The organism is Terrabacter sp. R4-6 (assembly GCF_057529065.1).
The window spans coordinates 3,103,358-3,122,930 of the sequence record NZ_CP197224.1; the positions used below are offsets into that span (position 1 = coordinate 3,103,358).

At 72.0% G+C, this 19,573-nt stretch carries 17 protein-coding genes; 7 read left to right on the top strand and 10 right to left on the bottom strand.

The window, feature by feature from the left end:
- Positions 1-78: 78 nt before the first annotated feature.
- A complete protein-coding gene (locus ACSSS0_RS14540; protein ID WP_487228550.1) occupies positions 79-2,406 on the bottom strand; it encodes a DEAD/DEAH box helicase in 2,328 nt (775 codons plus the stop codon).
- Between the two features lie 176 nt (positions 2,407-2,582).
- Here ACSSS0_RS14540 and ACSSS0_RS14545 point away from each other — a divergent pair, with 176 nt between their 5' ends.
- Positions 2,583-2,954 (top strand): anti-sigma factor antagonist, encoded by a 372-nt coding sequence (locus ACSSS0_RS14545; RefSeq protein ID WP_487231212.1) that lies wholly within the window; start codon positions 2,583-2,585, stop codon positions 2,952-2,954.
- Positions 2,951-4,537 (top strand): DUF7059 domain-containing protein, encoded by a 1,587-nt coding sequence (locus ACSSS0_RS14550; protein ID WP_487231213.1) that lies wholly within the window; start codon positions 2,951-2,953, stop codon positions 4,535-4,537. The genes ACSSS0_RS14545 and ACSSS0_RS14550 overlap by 4 nt, the downstream gene beginning before the upstream one ends.
- Before the next feature lie 49 nt (positions 4,538-4,586).
- Here the strand turns inward: ACSSS0_RS14550 and ACSSS0_RS14555 are convergent, their stop codons facing one another.
- Positions 4,587-6,152 (bottom strand): OFA family MFS transporter, encoded by a 1,566-nt coding sequence (locus ACSSS0_RS14555; protein WP_487228551.1) that lies wholly within the window; start codon positions 6,150-6,152, stop codon positions 4,587-4,589.
- A gap of 218 nt (positions 6,153-6,370) precedes the next feature.
- Here ACSSS0_RS14555 and ACSSS0_RS14560 point away from each other — a divergent pair, with 218 nt between their 5' ends.
- The 4 genes from ACSSS0_RS14560 (at position 6,371) to ACSSS0_RS14575 (ending at position 11,738) form a co-directional block, all read left to right on the top strand.
- Positions 6,371-7,069: a TetR/AcrR family transcriptional regulator gene (locus ACSSS0_RS14560; protein ID WP_435987225.1), complete on the top strand. Its 699-nt coding sequence runs from the start codon at positions 6,371-6,373 to the stop codon at positions 7,067-7,069.
- Positions 7,070-7,154: 85 nt separating this feature from the next.
- Positions 7,155-8,885, top strand: a complete 1,731-nt coding sequence (locus tag ACSSS0_RS14565; RefSeq protein WP_487228552.1) for an ABC transporter ATP-binding protein — start codon at positions 7,155-7,157, stop codon at positions 8,883-8,885.
- Positions 8,885-11,008 (top strand): ABC transporter ATP-binding protein, encoded by a 2,124-nt coding sequence (locus tag ACSSS0_RS14570; protein WP_487228553.1) that lies wholly within the window; start codon positions 8,885-8,887, stop codon positions 11,006-11,008. The genes ACSSS0_RS14565 and ACSSS0_RS14570 overlap by 1 nt, the downstream gene beginning before the upstream one ends.
- A gap of 244 nt (positions 11,009-11,252) precedes the next feature.
- Positions 11,253-11,738 (top strand): CHAP domain-containing protein, encoded by a 486-nt coding sequence (locus ACSSS0_RS14575; RefSeq protein WP_487228554.1) that lies wholly within the window; start codon positions 11,253-11,255, stop codon positions 11,736-11,738.
- A 112-nt stretch (positions 11,739-11,850) separates the two neighbouring features.
- On the opposite strand, the gene ACSSS0_RS14580 is transcribed toward ACSSS0_RS14575, so the two are convergent.
- From ACSSS0_RS14580 to ACSSS0_RS14605, 6 genes are all read right to left on the bottom strand, one after another.
- A complete protein-coding gene (locus ACSSS0_RS14580; RefSeq protein ID WP_435987221.1) occupies positions 11,851-12,024 on the bottom strand; it encodes a hypothetical protein in 174 nt (57 codons plus the stop codon).
- Between the two features lie 87 nt (positions 12,025-12,111).
- The gene (locus ACSSS0_RS14585; RefSeq protein ID WP_487228555.1) at positions 12,112-15,225 is read right to left on the bottom strand and encodes an AfsR/SARP family transcriptional regulator; all 3,114 of its coding nucleotides are present in this window, start codon (positions 15,223-15,225) and stop codon (positions 12,112-12,114) included.
- 119 nt (positions 15,226-15,344) lie between these two features.
- Complete coding sequence (locus ACSSS0_RS14590; protein ID WP_487228556.1) at positions 15,345-15,770, bottom strand: hypothetical protein; 426 nt, start codon at positions 15,768-15,770, stop codon at positions 15,345-15,347.
- Between the two features lie 65 nt (positions 15,771-15,835).
- A complete protein-coding gene (locus tag ACSSS0_RS14595) occupies positions 15,836-16,423 on the bottom strand; it encodes a peptidoglycan recognition protein family protein (protein WP_487228557.1) in 588 nt (195 codons plus the stop codon).
- Between the two features lie 3 nt (positions 16,424-16,426).
- Positions 16,427-16,681, bottom strand: a complete 255-nt coding sequence (locus ACSSS0_RS14600) for a hypothetical protein (RefSeq protein ID WP_487228558.1) — start codon at positions 16,679-16,681, stop codon at positions 16,427-16,429.
- Positions 16,682-16,732: 51 nt separating this feature from the next.
- A complete protein-coding gene (locus ACSSS0_RS14605) occupies positions 16,733-17,179 on the bottom strand; it encodes a hypothetical protein (protein ID WP_487228559.1) in 447 nt (148 codons plus the stop codon).
- A gap of 271 nt (positions 17,180-17,450) precedes the next feature.
- Between ACSSS0_RS14605 and ACSSS0_RS14610 the strand changes: the two genes are divergently transcribed.
- Entirely contained in the window at positions 17,451-18,008 is a 558-nt protein-coding gene (locus ACSSS0_RS14610; RefSeq protein ID WP_487228560.1) for a VldE C-terminal domain-containing protein, read from the top strand.
- Positions 18,009-18,095: 87 nt separating this feature from the next.
- On the opposite strand, the gene soxR is transcribed toward ACSSS0_RS14610, so the two are convergent.
- Together soxR and ACSSS0_RS14620 are read right to left on the bottom strand one after the other, a co-directional pair.
- Positions 18,096-18,527: a redox-sensitive transcriptional activator SoxR gene (gene soxR / locus ACSSS0_RS14615; protein ID WP_435987214.1), complete on the bottom strand. Its 432-nt coding sequence runs from the start codon at positions 18,525-18,527 to the stop codon at positions 18,096-18,098.
- The gene (locus tag ACSSS0_RS14620) at positions 18,528-19,091 is read right to left on the bottom strand and encodes an AAA family ATPase (RefSeq protein WP_435987213.1); all 564 of its coding nucleotides are present in this window, start codon (positions 19,089-19,091) and stop codon (positions 18,528-18,530) included.
- Positions 19,092-19,573 lie beyond the last annotated feature (482 nt).

Below are 19,573 nucleotides of genomic sequence, written 5' to 3' on the forward strand. Positions count from 1 at the left end.
GGCCGGGCGGCGCGGACGGACGCGGCGGGCGCGGCGGACCCGAGTGCCCCGACGGGCGCGGTCGGCGGCTTGGTCGGTTCACGTGATGCTCCTCGGTCCGGGATCGGCGTGGCGCAGGACGAGGTCGAGCAGGGCCACGGCGCCGCGCTTGTCGAGAGGCTCGTTGCCGTTGCCGCACTTGGGCGACTGGATGCACGACGGACAGCCCTCCGGGCACTCGCACGAGTCGATGGCGTCGCGGGTTGCGTTGAGCCACGGGCGGATCCGTCGGTAGCCGCGCTCGGCGAAGCCGGCGCCACCGGGGTGCCCGTCGTAGATGAGGATCGTCGGCAGCCCCGTGTCCGGGTGGAGCGCCGTCGAGACGCCGCCGATGTCCCACCGGTCGGCCGTGGCGAAGAGGGGGAGCATGCCGATGGCCGCGTGCTCGGCCGCGTGGGCCGCCCCGGGTATGCCGTCCTCGTCCACCCCGGCGGCCGCGAGCTCCTCGACGGGCATCGCCCACCACACGGCCTTCGTCGCCAGCGAGCGCGGTGGCAGGTCGAGAGGGTGCTCGCCGAGCACCTCGCCGCCGGGCAGGCGGCGCAGGAACGAGGTGACCTGGTGGCGCACCGTGACGTGGCCGAACGAGCAGCGGAGCGGTCCCCACTCCTCGTGCTCCGTCTCGTGGACGATCTGGAAGTCGCTGACCGACTGCGCCTGCGTCGTCCACCCGGGGTCACCGCGCACCGCGAAGGCTGCGTGGTCGTCGAGGTCGAGCTCGGTGACGACCCACGTCTGGCCCTGGTGGAGGTGCACCGCGCCGGTGTGCACCTGCGAGTGCGCGCTCGAGTCGTCGACGGTGCCGACGACCCGTCCGGTGCGGGTCTCGATGATGCGCACGGGCTCACCGGCGCCGCGCAGCGACAGGTGGTCGGCGGGCCGGTCCTCGCGCCCCCAGAACCAGCCGCGGGGCCGCTTCTTGAGGATCCCGCGGGCGACGAGCGCGTCGAGCAGCACGCGCGTCTGCGGCCCGAAGATCTCGATGTCGGCCTCGGTCACCGGCAGCTCGGCGGCCGCCGCGGCCAGGTGGGGCGCGAGCACGTGCGGGTTGTCGGGGTCGACGACGGTCGCCTCGATGCCGCGGCCGAAGATGGCCTCCGGGTGGTGCACGACGAACGTGTCGAGCGGGTCGTCGGCGGCGACGAGCACGGCGAGCGACCGCTCTCCGGAACGCCCGGCCCGGCCGGCCTGCTGCCACAGCGACGACAGCGTGCCCGGCCATCCCGCGAGCAGCACGGCGTCGAGGCCGCTGACGTCGACGCCGAGCTCGAGGGCGTTGGTGGCCGCGAGCCCGAGCAGCTCCTTCGCACGCAGTGACCGCTCGAGCTCCCGACGTTCCTCCGGGAGGTAGCCGCCGCGGTAGGCGGCGACCCGGTGCTCGTCCGTGACGGGCACCCGTTCCTTCGCGATCCGCGCCACGACCTCGACACCGGCCCGCGACCGGGCGAAGGCCACCGTCTGCACGTGCTCGCGCACGCACCCGGCGAGCAGCTCGCCCGTCTCGGTGATGGTGCTGACCCGCGACGGCTGCCCGGTCTCGTCGACGAGGAGCGGTGGCTCCCAGAGGGCGAAGGTCATCGACGCGCGGGGCGAGCCGTCCTGCGTCACCGGGGTCACCGGCATACCGAGGAGGCGTGAGGCGTGCTCCTCCGGGTCGGCCACGGTGGCAGAGGCGAAGACGAAGGTCGGCTCGGAGCGGTAGCGCGCGGCGACCCGCCGCAACCGCCGCAGCACCGCGGCCATGTGGGCGCCGAAGACGCCCTTGTAGACGTGGCACTCGTCGACGACGACGTAGCGCAGTGCCCGCAGGAACGAGCTCCACCGCTCATGGCCCGGCAGCAGGGAGTGGTGGAGCAGGTCGGGGTTGGTCAGCACGAGGTTGGCGTGGTCGCGGATCCAGCGCCGCTCGTCGGTGGGTGTGTCGCCGTCGTACGTCGCGGGACGGACCGCGGCCAGGGCGAGCCGGTCGATGCGGCTCAGCTGGTCGGCGGCGAGCGCCTTGGTGGGGGAGAGGTAGAGCGCGGTGGCGCCGCGTCCGTTCGGCGCCCCGGTTCCGGTGATGATGTCGCTGAGCATCGGCAGGTGGTAGCCGAGGCTCTTTCCGGAGGCCGTCCCGGTGCTGACGACGACGTGCCGGCCGGCGTGAGCGGCCTGTGCCACCTCGACCTGGTGCGACCACGGGGCCTCGATGCCGGAGGCGAGCAGGGCGCCGAGGAGCGTCGGGTCGACCCATTCCGGCCACGCGCCGAGCACGGCGCGGCGAGCGGGCACCTCGTGCACGTGCACGAGCCGCTCGGGATGGTCGCCGACGAGCGTGCGCAGGAGGTCCTCCGGCACGGGTCCCGCGGGCGCTGACTCCCCGTTCATGTGGAGCAACCGTATGCCGTCGGGGTACGGTAACCGACGAGCGGGGCATGTTACTGCGCAGTCAGTCACGCGCGGGGAACGAGCCGGGCGGGGAACGGTCAGCACGACGTCAGGACCGGTCCGGCGGGACCCGCGACCAGAATCTTTGTACGTGTCGGCACAAGGAAGGGGCACAGGTGGATCTCTCGATCACCCGAGCCGACCATGGCGAGCAGACCGTGGTCCACCTCGGCGGCGAGATCGACGTCTACACCGCGCCGCTCGTGCGCGAGAAGCTCGACGAGCAGATCCAGAGCGGCCGCACCAAGCTCGTCGTCGACCTCACGGACGTGACCTTCCTCGACTCGACCGGGCTCGGGGTGCTCGTCGGCCGTCTCAAGCTGACCCGCACGCGCGGCGGGTCGATGCTCCTCGTCGGCACCGACGACCGCGTCCTCAAGGTCTTCTCCATCACGGGCCTCGACAAGGTCTTCGAGATCCACCCGACCCTCGACGCGGCGCTCGCCTCGAGCGCGGCCGGGGCGAGCACGCCGGGCGAGCAGTCCTGAACGACACCCCTGTCGTCGACCGGTCCCTCGTCGCGCTGCTGCGTGCGGACCTCACGGCGGCCGGTTTCACCGTCGACGGCGTCGCCGAGCGTCTCGGGCCGGTGGCGTCCGCCGCACTGCACCGTGAGCAGCCGCTGCCGGCGCTCCTCGCGACGGAGTCGTCGGTCACGTCGGTGGACGACGCGTGCGGCGTCCTCGTGCGCCTCTTCACCCTCGGCCGGCGAGTGCGTGCATCGGCCCTGGCCGCCGCCCTGCCCTCGCTCGGGGTCGACGGGGCCGTACGCCTCGGCCTCGTGCGCCTCGAAGGAGGCCGTGCCGGTTTCGCCGCCGACCGCGGGGCGCCGCCGGACCGCGACGTCCTCGCGACGTGCGACCTTCGTCCCTACGGCGACGACGCCCACGACTGGTGGGTCGCCTCCGACCTGTCGGAGCTCGCCGTCGGCGGCCCACTGCGGCCCGACCACGTGCTCGGCATCGGCGGCGCCTCGACGACCCTCGCCTCGTGGACGGTCCGCCGGCCCGTGCACCGCGCGCTCGACCTCGGCACCGGCTGCGGCGTGCAGGCCCTGCACCTGACCGGCCACGTCGGCTCCATCGTCGCGACCGACATCTCCGAGCGCGCGCTGGCGTATGCCGCCTTCAACGTCGCGCTCGCGGCCTCCGAGGGTGTGGGCGCCGTCCCGGAGGTCAAGCTGCTGGCAGGTGACCTGCTCGATCCTGTTGCGGGGCAACAGTTCTCGCTCGTCGTCAGCAACCCACCCTTCGTCATCACGCCCCGCGACGAGGGGGTGCCGCTCTACGAGTACCGCGACGGCGGCCGAGCCGGCGACACCCTCGTCCGCTCGCTCGTTCGCCAGGTCGGCAGCGTGCTCGAGCCTGGCGGCATCGCCCAGTTCCTCGGCAACTGGGAGGTCCCGGCCGGACGCACGTGGCGCGAGGTCTGGGGCGAGTGGCTCGACGAGCAGGCCCGCGACGGGGTCGCCCTCGACGCCTGGGTCATCCAGCGCGAGTCGCAGGACCCCGCCGAGTACGCCGAGCTGTGGGCGCGCGACGGCGGCGCCCAGCCCGGCAGTGAGGCCCACTCGCTGATGTATGCCGCGTGGCTGCGCGACTTCGCCTCGCGGGGTGTCGAGCAGGTCGGGTTCGGGGTCGTCACGCTGCAGCGGCCGGCGACCGACCGCGCGCCGTGGCGCTCCCTCGACGAGGCGCACGGTCCCGTCGCGGCGCCGATGGGACCGGCGGTCGACGCGGGACTGCGGGCCCGCACGTGGCTGGCCGAGCACTCCGACGGCGACGTGCTCGACGTCGCGTGGTCGTGCGCGCCCGACGTGACGGAGGAGCGGCACGGCGTCCCGGGTGCCGAGGACCCGAGCGTCATCCTCGTCCGGCAGGGCGGCGGGCTGGGACGCGTCGTCCGCGCCGGGACGCTGCTCGCGGCATACCTCGGCGTGGCCGACGGCGAGCTGACGGCGAGGGCCGCGCTCGACGCCATCGCGACGGTGCTCGGTCTCGACCCCGCCGACGTGCGGGCCGAGGTGCTCCCGCAGGTGCGCGACCTCGTGGCAGACGGCCTGCTCGTCTGAACGAGCAGGCCGCCGCCGCAAGCGATCTCGCGCTTGAGGGTGGTGCCGGTCAGGCGAAGAGCTTGGCTGCCGTCGTGACCGTCTGGAAGACGCCGTAGGCGAGGATGACGACGATGACCGCCCACAGGGCGACGACGCGCGCGGTCCCCGGCAGGCGCGAGGAGCCCTCGCCCTCCTCGACCGGAGCCGGCTTGGCCGCCTCGACGACGTCGTCGGACTCGTGGAAGCGGTCGGCGACCGGGCGCACGAGGAGGTTGGCGACGAAGCCGACGGCGAGCACGCCGACCATGGTCAGCAGCGCGGGCGTGTAGGCGTCGGCCGTCAGCGTGCCCGGCTTGCCCTGGGCGTCGAGGAAGCCGTTGATGATGAGCGGCCCCGCGACTCCGGCGGCCGACCAGGCGGTGAGCAGTCGGCCGTGGATGGCGCCGACCTGGAAGGTGCCGAAGAGGTCGCGCAGGTAGGCGGGCGCGGTCGCGAAACCGCCGCCGTAGAACGAGATGAGCACGGCGGCGATGAGGACGAAGAGCGCGATGGCGACGTGGCCGGCGAGCGCGAGACCGATGTAGGCGAGGATGCCGACGCCGAGGTAGACCATGTACATCGGCTTGCGGCCGATGACGTCGCTCGTCGAGCTCCAGACGAAGCGCCCGGCCATGTTGAAGAGCGACAGCAGGCCGACGAATCCGCCTGCGGCAGCAACGGTCACGGCCGACGAGCCGTTCTCGCGGAAGAAGTCCTGGATCATCGGGCTGGCCTGCTCCAGGATGCCGATGCCCGCGGTGACGTTGCAGAAGAGGACGACCCAGAGCAGCCAGAACTGCGGCGTGCGGATCGAGCTCGCGGCCGAGACCGACTTCGTCGTGACGAGCGCGGAGGTGTCGCTCGCGTCGGCGGGCGGCGTCCAGCCCTCGGGCTTCCACTCGGGGTGCGGGACGCGGATGTTGAAGACGCCGATGAGCATGACGAGGGCGTAGACGATCCCGAGCGTGACGAAGAGGAGCGTCAGCGCGTGCCCGTCGGCCGTCGACGTCGAGTCCGACGGCGTGTAGCCCGGGTCGAAGCGGGCGAGCAGCTGGCGCGAGAGCGGGCTCGCGACCATCGCGCCACCGCCGAAGCCCATGATGGCGAGCCCGGTGGCGAGGCCCGGGCGGTCCGGGAACCACTTGATGAGCGTCGAGACGGGCGAGATGTAGCCGATGCCGAGACCGATGCCGCCGATGACGCCGTAGCCGAGATAGAGCAGCCACAGCTGGCTCGTGGCGATGCCGGCCGCGCCGACGAGGAACCCGGTGCCCCAGCAGACGGTCGCGACGAACATCGCCTTGCGCGGGCCGTTGCGGTCGACCCACGTGCCGAAGACCGCGGCCGAGAGCCCGAGCATGACGATGGCGATCGAGAAGATGATGCCGATCGCCGTCTGGGAGGTGTCGAAGTGCGCGACGAGGGAGGTCTTGTAGACGCTCGTCGCGTAGACCTGACCGATGCACAGGTGCACGGCGAGGGCGGCCGGTGGGATGAGCCACCGGTTGAAGCCGAGGGGGGCGACCGTGCGGCGACGGTCGAGGAATCCCGGGGTGCTGGTGGTCGTGGCGGTGCGCTGCGTCGTTGCAGTCATGCGGACCTCGGATCGGCTGGAGAGGGACAGGTGGGCGTGGGACCGCGCGCGGCGCGAGCCGCCGCGGTCGAGGGGTCCGGAGGGCTGCATACCCGGGTTTGCGGTGAAATGTGTCACTGGTGCCCCGAAACCACTTGTGAGTGAGCGCTCACTCATTCATGATGGTCAGCGTGTCGACACGTGTGGAAGGTCAGCGAACCGGTCAACGGGCGGCCCCGATGAGCCCCGATGACCGCCGGGACGCCCTCATCGAGGTCTTCGTCCGTCTCGCCCACCGCGAGGGGCGCAAGCCCACGACGAGCGAGATCGCGCAGGAGGCCGGCGTGGCCGAGGGCACGATCTTCCGGGTCTTCCCGACCAAGGAGGTCCTCGAGAAGGAGGCCGTGCAGGCGGCGTTCTGCCCGGCCCCCGTCCGGCGCCGCATCTCGGCCATCGACCCGGAGGGGTCCCTCCGCGACCGGCTCGTCGACTTCACGCGCATCATGCAGCACCGCTTCACCGAGGTCTTCGGCCTCATGGGGGCCCTCGGCCTGACCGAGCCGCCCAACCGCGGGCCGCACCAGGCCTGCTACGACGCCGGCCGGCACCTGCGCGGACACGCCGACGAGGAGGAGCACGTGGCCGCGCACCAGCCGCTCCTCGACACGATCCACCAGATGCTCGTCCACGACGAGGACTGCCTCGTCGTGCCCGGCCCCGACCTCATCCACCGGATCCGGCTGCTCACCTTCTCGGGCAGCCACCCCGGCATCGCCGACGGGAAGGTGCTGACCCCCGAGGAGATCGTCGACACCGTCCTCTTCGGCCTCGTGCGACGGTCCGCCCCCACCGAGAGCGGCCTGTCGATCGCCGAGCTCCACGCGCAGCTCGGCGGAGACCCGCGGATGCTCGCACCGCACGGGGAGCCGCGACCGTGACAGACCAGTTGACCCTCACCCCACGTGAGTCCCTAGCGTTCCTCAGCGACACCCCACCGTCGCCCGTGCACCGAAAGGCACCGACATGCTGATCCGACTGCTCCGCAGTCACCTGCGTCCCTACTCGGGCCAGATCGTGCTCATCTGCCTGGCCCAGCTCGTCAGCACCATGGCCTCGCTCTACCTGCCGAGCCTCAACGGCGAGATCATCGACCAGGGCGTGGCCAAGGGTGACACCGCCTTCATCATCAGCCACGGCGGCATCATGCTCGCCGTCAGCCTCGTGCAGATCGCCGCGTCCGTCGCGGCCACCTTCCTCGCGGCCCGCGTCGCCATGGGCATGGGTCGCGACGTCCGGGGCAACGTCTTCGGCACGGTCGTCGACTTCTCGGCGCAGGAGGTGACGCGCTTCGGAGCTCCGACGCTCATCTCGCGCAGCACCAACGACGTCACCCAGGTGCAGATGGTCGTCTTCATGGGCTTCGCCCTGCTCGTGACGACCCCGATCATGATGGTCGGCGGCATCATCATGGCCCTGCGCGAGGACGTCGGCCTGTCGTGGCTCGTCGCCGTCGCCGTGCCGCTGCTCGGTCTCGTCGTCGGCCTCGTCATCTCGCGGATGGTGCCGTGGTTCGGCCGCATGCAGACCTCGCTCGACGGCGTCAACCGCGTCATGCGCGAGCAGATCACCGGCATCCGGGTCGTCCGCGCCTTCGTCCGCGAGGAGCACGAGGAGGCCCGCTTCGCCGAGGCCAACGGCCGGCTGACCAACGCCGGGTTGCAGGTCGGTCGACTCATGGCCCTCGTCTTCCCGATCGTCATGGTCATCTTCAACCTCTCGACCGTGGCCGTCATGTGGTTCGGCGGGCACCGCATCGCCTCCGGCGACATGCAGATCGGCGAGCTGACGGCGTTCCTCTCCTACCTCGTCCAGATCCTCATGGCCGTCATGATGGCGACCTTCATGGCCACGATGATCCCGCGCGCCTCGGTCTCGGCCGGCCGCATCCAGGAGGTCCTCGACACCGAGTCGTCCGTCGTGGAGTCCGTGCAGCCGCTGAGGATGCCTCCTGCCGCTGCGGGCCTCGAGCTCGTCGGCGTCGACTTCCACTACCCGGGCGCCGAGGCGGCCGTGCTCCACGACGTCAGCTTCCGGGCCGACCCGGGACGCACGACGGCCATCATCGGGTCCACCGGCGCCGGCAAGACGACGCTCCTCGGGCTGGTCCCGCGCCTCTTCGACGCCTCCGCGGGCAAGGTGCGGGTCGGTGGCGTCGACGTGCGCGACCTCGAGCTCGACGACCTGTGGAGCAAGATCGGGCTCGTCCCGCAGAAGCCCTACCTCTTCAGCGGGACCGTCGCGACCAACCTGCGCTACGGCAACCCGGACGCCACCGACGAGGAGCTGTGGGACGCCCTGCGGATCGCCCAGGGCCAGGACTTCGTCGAGGCGATGGGCGGGCTCGACTCGGCCATCGCGCAGGGCGGCACCAACGTCTCGGGTGGCCAGCGCCAGCGCCTCGCCATCGCCCGGGCCATCGTCAAGCGCCCCGACATCTACCTGTTCGACGACTCGTTCTCGGCCCTCGACCTCTCGACCGACGCACGCCTGCGTCGGGCCCTGCGGCCGGCCACGCTGGGCAGCACCGTCGTCATCGTGGCCCAGCGCGTCTCGACCATCGTCGACGCCGACCACATCATCGTGCTCGAGGACGGCCGCATCGTCGGCCAGGGCACGCACGACCAGCTCGTCGACTCCTGCGCGACCTACCAGGAGATCGTCGAGTCCCAGCGCAGCGCGGAGGAGGCGGCCTGATGGCCGAGGGAGTCAAGACGGCCGAGGAGAAGGCCGCAGAGGTCCGCCGCGGGCCGGCCCGACGGGGCGGTCCGCCCCACATGCAGATGGGTCAGCCGGGCGAGAAGTCGCTCAACTTCGGCCCGTCGGCCAAGCGCCTGCTCGGCCGGCTGCGACCGCACCGCGTCAAGGTGATCGTCGTCCTCGTGCTGTCGGTCGCGAGCGTCGCGCTCAGCTCGATCGGGCCGAAGATCCTCGGCCGCGCCACCGACCTCATCTTCGCGGGCGTCATCGGTGGCACGATCGACGCGCCGCCCGGCACCACCAAGGAGCAGGTCATCGAGACCCTGCGCGCCCAGGGCCAGACGACGTATGCCGACCTGCTCAGCAACGTCGACTTCATCCCGGGCGCGGGCATCGACTTCGACGCCGTCGCCCGCGTGCTGCTGCTCGTCGTCGCGCTCTTCGTCGTCGCGTCGCTGCTCATGTGGATCCAGGGCTGGATCCTCCAGGGCGTCCTCCAGCGCACGATGTACGACCTGCGCCAGGAGGTCGAGGCCAAGCTCAACCGCCTGCCGCTGCCCTACTTCGACAACCAGCCCCGCGGTGAGCTGCTGAGCCGCGTCACCAACGACATCGACAACGTCGGCCAGTCCCTGCAGCAGACGATGTCCCAGCTGCTCAACTCGCTCCTCACGGTCGTCGCCGTGCTCGGCATCATGTTCTGGATCTCGTGGGAGCTCGCGCTCATCGCGCTCGTCTCCATCCCGATCTCGATCGTCGTCACGGGCCTCATCGCCAAGCGCTCGCAGAAGCTCTTCATCCAGCAGTGGCGCAACACCGGTGAGCTCAACGGCATCGTCGAGGAGACCTTCACCGGACACGGGCTCGTCAAGGTCTACGGCCGCCAGAAGGAGACCCAGGCCAACTTCAAGCAGAAGAACGACGAGCTCTTCGAGGCCTCGTTCGGCGCCCAGTTCATCAGCGGCATCATCATGCCGGTCATGATGTTCGTCGGGAACCTCAACTACGTCGCCATCGCCGTCGTCGGCGGCCTCCGCGTCGCGTCGGGCACGATGAGCCTCGGTGACGTCCAGGCCTTCATCCAGTACTCCCGGCAGTTCACGCAGCCGCTGACACAGGTCGCGTCGATGGCCAACGTGCTCCAGTCGGGGGTCGCCTCCGCCGAGCGCGTCTTCGAGGTGCTCGACGCCGACGAGCAGGAGCCCGACGCCGCCACGCCGGCGCGCATCGACGACCCGCACGGTGCCGTGGCGTTCGAGTCGGTCGCCTTCTCGTACACGCCCGACAAGCCGCTCATCGAGGACCTCGACCTGTCGGTCCGCCCCGGGCAGACCGTGGCCATCGTCGGACCGACCGGCGCCGGCAAGACGACGCTCGTCAACCTCATCATGAGGTTCTACGAGCTCGACGGCGGACGCATCACGCTCGACGGCGTCGACATCCGCGACCTGACGCGCCACGACCTGCGCGCGCGCATCGGGATGGTGCTGCAGGACACGTGGCTCTTCGGCGGCACGATCCGCGACAACATCGCCTACGGTCGCCCCGGTGCCACGGACGAGGAGGTCGTCGCGGCCGCCAAGGCCACCTACGTCGACCGGTTCGTGCACTCGCTGCCCGACGGCTACGACACGGTGCTCGACGACGAGGCGTCCAACATCTCGGCCGGCGAGAAGCAGCTCGTCACGATCGCGCGCGCGTTCCTCTCCGACCCGGCGCTGCTCATCCTCGACGAGGCGACGAGCTCGGTCGACACGCGCACGGAGCTGCTCGTCCAGCACGCCATGGCCGCGCTGCGCTCCGACCGCACGAGCTTCGTCATCGCGCACCGCCTCTCGACGATCCGCGACGCCGACCTCATCCTCGTCATGGAGGAGGGGCGCATCGTCGAGAAGGGCACGCACGCCGAGCTGCTCGCGACCGGCGGCGCCTACGCCACGTTGTATGCCGCCCAGTTCGCGGGTGCCGCGGCCGACCTCGACGAGTCGGCGGGCGCTGCCGGCGCGCCGGACGGCATACCCGAGATGGCGTCCGTCGGGGCCGGGGCGCCCGGCCCGGCAGGCGGGCCCGGTGTCCCTGCGCCGGACAGCGCGGTCCCCGCGGATCCCCAGGGCGACTGAGCTGGGAGGACCCCACGCGGCCCGCCGTTCCCACCGGGACGGCGGGCCGCTCACGCGTGCCGTGCGGAGGCGCCGGAATCGTTCGGCGGCGCCGGTCGCACGGCGTCGGCGCAGGTCAGCGGGGACGGTTAGCCGTGGGTTAGCGGCTGTCACGAGTCTGGTGGCACGCCCTCACCCGCACCCGCCGGGCTGGACGCGCCGGCTCAGGGGTCTCTGGCCGGCACCTCGAACCAAGGAGCAGAAGATGTTCACCAGCGCCCGCAAGACCTCCGCCCGCACGGTCCTGGCCGCCGTCGCCCTCACGGTCGCGGCCTCCGGCGCCGTGCCGCTCACGAGCGCGTCCACGGCGAGTGCACTGCACCCGATGGTGGCCCACGCCCGCAACTACCTCGGCACCTACCAGGGCCAGTGCAAGGTCTTCGTCCAGAAGATCTACGCCGAGACCCACGCCAACACGCTCGGCCCCGGCTACTACAGCGCCTACATCAACGCCGGCTACCACCAGGTGTCCAAGGCCAACGTCGTGCCGGGCGACATCATCCAGGAGACGAACGCCGCCCATGACCGCGGCATCCACACGGCCATCGTCACGGGCGACCCGGACGGCCCCGAGATCCGGGTCATCGACTCCAACTTCGTCGCTCCCGACAAGGTCGGCGAGCACACCTACAACCCCACGACGCACGCCCAGGCCAACGGCGGCACCGCGTACTACTGGCACAAGGGCTGACCCGCGCGCCGCGCGCGTCGGCGGGTGCTGCCGACGCGTGGAATGCAGAACGGGTGCGTCGGGGAGGTGGTCCTCCCCGGCGCACCCGTTCGGGCCCTCCTGACGGTGAGCCTCAGATGGTCGTGGGCGGCTGCACCGGGCACGTGCCGTTGGTGCTCTGGCCACCCTGCTTGGCACACCAGACGGCGGCGTCCCCGTCTCCCGAGGCGTTCGCGGTGGTGTGGCCTGCGACGGCCAGGACGGCTGCCGTGACGAGGACGGCGGCGGCCCGAGTGACGATCTTCAACGTGGTCCCCTGACAGGTGGAGTGGCGGGTTCCGGGTCGGAGCCCGAGATGACGGTCGCAGCCTATGCGGGCGCCCCTAACTCCTCGCTAACTCGCGTGAGCAGGGTAAGGCGGTGTGGGGAGCCGCAGCGCGGCGTCGGTCAGGCCGAGGTCCTGGAGCAGACGCTCGCACTCGGTCCGCTCCGGGTCGGGGTGCAGCGCGCACCGGCGTGCGATGGCCACGCGACGGGCGAGGTCCGCCGCGAGCTCCAACGGTTGGCCGAGGCGACGCCGCAGCGCGACGAGTCTGCGGACCTGCTGGTCTGCCGCCGGCCAGTCGGCCCGGGCCGCGAGCAGGTCGACGTGCAGGCGCAGGACGTCTGGGTCCTCCCCGGATCGGGCCCGCGGGTCGAGCTCGGCGCGGGCAGCCGCGAGCTCGGCCTCGGCGCGGTCGAGGTCTCCGAGCCCGCAGTGCACGCGGGCCAGGGCGAGCCGGCAGTGCGCCGTGCCGAGGTCGTCCTGGATCGCCTGGGCCAGGTCGAGTGCCTCGGCGAGGAGTGACTGCGCCTCGTCCCACCGCTGGAGGTCGAGCAGGCCCTCGGCCCGCGTCGTGAGCCAGATGCTCGTCGAGCGCCGCGGTTCCGTGGTGCGGGACTGCTCGACGCGCGCGGCGAGCAGCGGATCCGCCTCGGCGGCGCGCCCGACGTTGCGCAGCACGACACCTCGCTGCGCCTCGGCCCGCAGGCGTCCGGCCTCGTCGCCGAGCCTGGAGGCGAGGGCTGCGGCCGCGTCGAACGACGTCATGGCCTCGCCGAAGTGGTCGGCCATCATCGCGGCCCACCCGGACATCGAGAGGGTGCGCTGCTGGGCCTGCGGGTCGTCGAGCTGCCGGGCGACCTCGAGCGCCTGCGCCGCGACGTCAGGGAGCAGGTCGGACTGTTGGCGCTGGGCCAGGACCGCGAAGAGTGAGCTGAGCAGCTCCAACCGCTGCCGCGGCGCCGACATGACGTCCGGTCGCTCGGTATGGGCCTCGAGGGCGACCCGGAGCACCCGCTCGCGGTCGTCGTCGTAGGCACGCATCGCCAGGAAGTCGCGGACGGCGAGGGCCAGCGCTCCGGCCAGATCCGGGTCGCCCTCTCGGCTGGTCGTGACGACGGCGGAGACGAGACTCCCGCGTTCGGCCTCGAACCACTCACGAGGCGTGGCCACGGCCTCCGCCGCCCCGTCGAGCGGGCCGGTGTCGACCTCCGCGGTCGGTCCCGTCGCGGCGGTGTCGGCGCGTCCACGGCTCTCCTGGAGCGACTCACCCGCGACGCGGGCCAGCCCGAGCCACCGTGTCGCCAGCTCGCGGGTGAGGTTCGACCGGGCATCGGCAGGCTCCTCGGCAGCCAACCGCTCGGCCGCGAGCTGGCTGACGAGGCTGTGGACCCTGTAGCGAGGCTGGTTCGCGCCGTCGCGGCCGACGGGTTCGACGAGGTGCCGGTCGACGAGCTCGTCGAGCGCCCGGTGGGCCTCGATCTCTCTCGTGGTCCCGTGCAGGAGGAACCGGGCGAGCCACGCCGGCCAGTCCCCGGCGGGAGCCAGGGACAGTCGCCGGAACAGGGCTCGGGCAGGAGCCGCGAGGTCGGCGAGCGAGGCGGCGATGCTGGCCCGGACGTCGATGTCACCGGCGGACAGCTCGTCGAGGCGAGCGTGCTCACGAGTCAGGCGTGCAACGAGCTCCTCCACCGTGAGCGAGGAGTTGGTGGCGAGCTTGGACCCTGCGACGCACAGCGCGAGCGGCAGGTGTCCGCAGAGCGAGCTCACCTGGCTCAGCAGCTCGACGTCGTGGACGGCCTCGGACTCGGGGCTCGCCAGCTCGGCGATGAGCGAGGCCCCGTCGCTCACCGAGAGGGGCGGGACGATGTGTCGCCGGACCCCGACGAGGCCGGCGAGCTTGCTGCGCGAGGTGACGATGGCGCCTGCGCCCGGGGTGGTCGGGAGCAGCGGCCGCACCTGTGACTCGGCGACCGCACCGTCGAGCACCATGAGGACCCGCCGCCCCGCCGTGCAGCTGCGGAAGAGCGCGAGCCGCTCGTCGAGGCTGCCCGGGATGGCGCCGCTCTCGACGCCGAGCGCCCGCAGGAAGCGTCCGACGATGTGGTGGGGATCCGCAGCGCCGGACGGGTCGTCGCCCAATGCGGCATACAGCGTGCCGTCCGGATAGGCGCTGCTCAGGGCGTGACCGGCCGTGACGGCCAGGGCCGTCTTGCCGACGCCACCGACGCCGACGAGGACGACGACGGCCGGAGGTGCCGCGGTGCGGGCGCGGGGGGCCGCGGCCTGGGCGGAGGCAGGCGTGGAGCGACCGGGTCGGTCCTGGGTGAGGCCCCCGAGCCGCGCGAGCACCGCCCCGAGCAGGGCATCGCGGCCGACGAGGGTCCACGTCGGCGCCGGGAGCTCGCGCGGCAGGCGGTGCGTGACCTCGGGCTCGACCGAGTCACCCCGCAGGATGAGGGAGTTGAGCGCGGCGAGGCGAGGACCCGGGGGGACGCCGAGCTCGTCGACGAAGCGCTGGCGGAGAAGACGATAGGCGGTGGCCGCATCCGTGCGTCGGCCGGCCGACGCCAAGGCACGCAGACGGTGCTCGTGCAGGCTCTCGTTCCAGGCGTCGCCCTCGAGGTTCGACGCCGTGACGGCGAGCACCTCGTCGTTGCGGCCCAGTTCGGACAGGGCCGCGACGTAGAGGTCGACGGCGGCGATCCGCTCGTCGTCGAGCCGGTGTACGACCCCAGTGGTGCCCTCTCCGACCACTGCCCCGGCCAGATCACCGAGGGGACGACCCCGCCAGAGCGCAACGGCTCGGCCGAGCCACTCGACCTGCTGGTCAGGTGTCGCCGACGGGTCGTTCTTGGCGTGGTCCACGAGAGACCGGAACTCGAGCAGGTCCAGGGTGTGGGGTGGCCGCAGGCGCAGCTCGTAGCCGGTGCGGTGCGAGGTGATGAGGTCGCGGCCGTCGGTGCCGAGGCGTCGCCGCAGGGTCGAGATGACGTTCTGGACCTGCTGCTTGGCCGTGGGCGGAGGGTCGTCCCAGAGCAGGTCGATGATCGCCTCGCTGCGCAGCAGCCGGTCGCTCGCGATGAGCAGGTGCGCGAGCACGAGGCGCTCGCGTCCGCCGCCGAGGGGTATGGCGGTGCCGTCGTCGTCGCGGACCTCGACGGGCCCCAGCACCCCGAACTGCACAGGTGCATTCTGCTGTGGTCCACACGTGCCTGCGCAACCCCGGGTTCACGAGTGCGGGGTCCGAGGTCGGGCGGGGCGCCGTCCCAGGAGGAAGGGAGGCGCCCCGCCACGTCGGGGAGTCAGCCGCAGGCCACGTCGTTCCAGGTGCCGAACCAGGGGATGCCGCCGTAGTCGACCGTCGCCTGGACGTCCACGCAGCGCCCGTTCGTCCCGGTCACCAGCAGGCCGCCCGCGTAGAGGTCGTAGGTGCCCCGGTCGTACGCGGTCTCCGAGAGACCGTTTCGGTGCAGCCTGACCTGCATGTAGTGCCCGCCGGCCGCGACGTCGTAGAGCTGGACGCAGTTGGTGCCACCGTTGTCGGGCGAGTAGCGCAGCTCGACGCGGCCGCGCTTCTCGAGCGAGTCGTTCATGACCTGCTTGGGCCAGCCGCTCACGAGGTTGCCGGGACACTGGGCGACGAGCCGGTAGGGCGCGGGCGTGTAGGAAGCCGCGTGGCTGGTGGCCGCCGTCGCGACGAGTCCCGTGACGGCGAGCGCCGCCGACACGGCGACCCGGACCGTGTGGGCACGCCGGCCGCCACTTGCAGCGCGGTCGGTGGGACCGCTCCTGCCTACCATCCTGTCCGCTCGAGGCACTGGCGGACGGAGTCGCGAACGTCGGTCATGTTCCAGTTGTAGGGGTCGATCTTCCCGGTGGTGCTCGTCTCCTTGTGCGCTCGTACGTAGCGGTACCCGTGGCCGAGCCTGCTGACGATGCGGGCCGCCGCGACGATGGCCGTCGACTTCTGGGAGCTGGTGGCGTACTGGGTCGGGGAGTGGTTGGTCGCGGCGTACTCGACCTCGATGCCGACGTACATCTCGTTGCCGTCACCGGCCGGCATGGGACCGCTCGCGACGGCGGCGCCGGCGTGGTTGGCACGGCCCGCGGCGATGACCCAGCACACGGAGTTGCGGTCGATGAGCACGTGGCACAGCGGTCCCGGCAACGGGTCGGCACCGCCGCGTCCCTCGATGACGGTGTTGAGCGACGGGTGCGGGTTGTCGGCCGTCGCGTAGCCGGCCGTGTGGTGGAGCAGGACACCCTCGGGCGCGAAGCCGCCCGTCGAGGCCGGCCGCTCACGGGTCTCCCACCCGTTCGTCTCGCGTACGGTGAGGCCGGCGCTGCGGAGGGAGTCGGCGAGCCAGAGGATGCGGGCCACGGCTCAGCCCTCCGTCAGGTCGGCGAGGCACTCGGGGGTGCGGGGGCGGGCTGCTCGCTCGGGCTGTGCACCGTCTGCGGCACGGGCGGCCGACGGGGCTGCGACTGCCGCGACGGCGGCCACGCCCAGGGCGACAGCACCGCGGTGCAGGGCGGCGCGGCGGCCGACGACGTGGTCGTCGGCCGCGCCGAGGTCGTGCACGAGCGGGTCGGCGGACGGGGTCGGTGATGTCAGGTCCATGGGTGCGGGTGACGACATGGTCGGCTCCTCTTGAGGGGGGTGGCTTGTCGGGGGATGCGCGAGGTTCGCTCAGTGGGCGTAGGGGTTCATCCGCCAGTCGTAGCCGGAGCAGCCGCCCGAGCCGCAGACGCGGACCGCGAAGGCATCGACCTCTTCGTAGCCGCTCTGGTAGTACGTGCTCGTCCGGATCGGGTCCGAGCCACAGCCTCCCGAGTCCGTGCGCTCGCCGACCTTGATCCAGATCATGTCCTGGATGGTGCCGCCGTGGCCGACGTACAGGTTGATCGTGGCCGCGACACCGTCGCCGGGGCAGCGGTCGTTGACGTAGAGGTCGTTGATGTTGACGCGGAGCGCGTTGCGGAAGTCGAGGTAGGCCGAGCCGTACGCGCGGCCGTCGGGGGAGGTGGCCGAGACGGTGCCGTCGTCGGCTGAGGCGGGGGCCGCGCCGATCATGGCGCCGGTGAGGGAGAGCACGACAGCGGCGAGGCCGCTGGCGACGGTGGTCCTGCGGATCATGTGAGCCTCCTGGTCTGGGGGTCCTGGTTGGTGGTCAGCCCATCGTGGGGAGCGTCGCTAACCACTCGCTAACCGGACGGCACACGCGCCCCCGGGTGGCCTGCCTGAATGCTTGCTGGGCGCTGACTGCGCGTCGGCTGGGCGACGGTTAGCGATGGGTTAGCGGCTCGGGAGACGCTCGGACCGCCCACCTGGGCCAGCCGAACGTCCCGGGACGACACGGACGGCATACCTGCGGGTACGCCGTTCCAAGGAGAAGGAGAGCTCACCCATGAACACCTGGAAGCTGCGCGGTCTCACGTTCGCGCTCACGGCCACGGCCATCGCCGCCGTGGCAGTCCCGGCCGCCTCGCCGCAGGCGGCGTCGGCTGTCGACGCCCCGTCGAGCGCGCTCGTCGCCGTTGCGACCAACCCGTACCCCGCCGACTCGGTCGAGATCGGCTACACCCAACGGGCGCGCTGGACGATCGACGTGCTGCGCGAGAACCGCCCGATGCTCACGTCGTGCAACCACGGCAACTTCGCCACCGACTCGGGGCACACCTCGGACAGTTACCACTACAGCGGCAACGCCGGTGACTGCTATGCCGGCAACACCCCGGGCCAGTACCCCGGTCCGATCGACAAGGACCAGCTCCAGCGGGCCGCCAACTTCGCCGTCGCCAACGCCGGTCCGCTCAAGGTCCAGCAGGTCATCTGGAACGGCCAGATCTGGACCTGGCCGCGCCGCAGTGAGGGCTGGCGCACCTACACCGGCGGCTCCGGCGTCGTCGGGGGCCACTGCGACCACGTCCACGTGAGCATCGCCCGCCCGGGCGACGGCCGCTGACCCGACGGACGACTGTCGCCGCGGTCGGGCCGAGGGACCCCTCGGCCCGACCGCGACTCAGCGGAACCGCTTGGCGCGCATCCGTTCTCAGGGCTCGAGGAGGACGGCACCCGGGCCGTGCTCGGCCAGCACGTCGGAGGGGTTGTTGAGCGCGCACGTGCGCAGGCTGAGGCAGCCGCAGCCGATGCAGGAGTCGAGCTGGTCGCGCAGCTTCTCGATGCGGCGGATCTGCTCGTCGAGCCGGCCGCGCCAGGCGCGCGAGAGGCGGGCCCAGTCGGTGGCGGTGGGGGTGCGTGCGTCCGGGAGCGTGGACAGGGCCGCTCCGATCTCCTCGAGCGACAGCCCGACCCGCTGGGCCGCCCGGATGAACGACACCCGCCGGATCGTGGCCCGCTCGTAGCGCCGCTGGTTGCCCGTCGTGCGGACCGAGGTGATGAGCCCGAGGTCCTCCCAGTAGCGCAGCGCGGAGGTGGCCGCTCCGGTGCGCTCGGCGACCTGCCCGATGGTCAGGCCCGACATCTAGGCGATCCTCGCCTCGGCCAGGCGCGCGAGGATCTCCTCGACGGTCTCGTCCGGCGTCTGCTGCGAGCTGTCGAGCCACAGCCCGATGTGCGGCGTCTCGGTGCGCACCTTGTGGTCGAAGTCGCGGATCGACCAGAGGTCGCCGTAGCCGACCTTGACGCGTTCGGACTCGCGCTGCATGACGGTGCCCACGTCGGGCGCGAGCATGACGAGGCTGAGCGGTCGCGCGGTCAGCTGGTCGAGGAACGGCCGGAGGGTCGTGCCGACGAAGAGGTCCTGGACGACGACGGTGAAGCCGGCCGCGGCGTACTCGTTCGCGGAGTGCGCGGCGATGGCGTGGCGCAGGGCGAGCTGTCTCTCCGCCTCGGGGTCACCGTGCGGCGACATGTCGACGCGACCGCGCACGACGACGCGGCGGAACTCGTCACCGCGCAGGTGCACCGCGTGGGAGAAGCGCTCCGCGAGGAGCTGGGAGACGGTCGACTTGCCCGCAGCCATGACGCCGGTGACGACGATGACCTGCGGGATGTCGACGGCGGTGTGGAGGGGCCGGTCGCTCACACCGCACCACCCTAGGCGCCCGGGAGTGAAAAGTCGTCAGAGTTCATGTGACGTTCAAGTAGCGTCCGCAGTCCTCCGCCGCCTGACACCGATCCCGTATGCCGTCACGTCCCGTCGAGTGGCCCCGTCGTCCCAGGGCGGGTGCCCATCACCCCGTCGAGTGGCCCCGTCGTCCCACAGCCGGTGCGCACCACCCGTCGGGTGGCCCCGTCGTCCCACAGCCGGTGCCACCCACGGTGTCGAGTGGCCCCGTCGTCCCAGGGCGGGTGCCACCCACGGTGTCGAGTGGCCCCGTCGTGCCAGGGCGGGTGCCCATCACCCCGTCGAGTGGCCCCGCCGTCCCAGGGCGGGTGCCATCACCCCGTCGAGTGGCCCCGTCGTCCCACAGCCGGTGCGCACCACCCGTCGGGTGGCCCCGTCGTCCCGGCCGGCCCGCACGGGCCGTGGGACGACTGGGACGACTGGGACGGGGTGGCCACTCG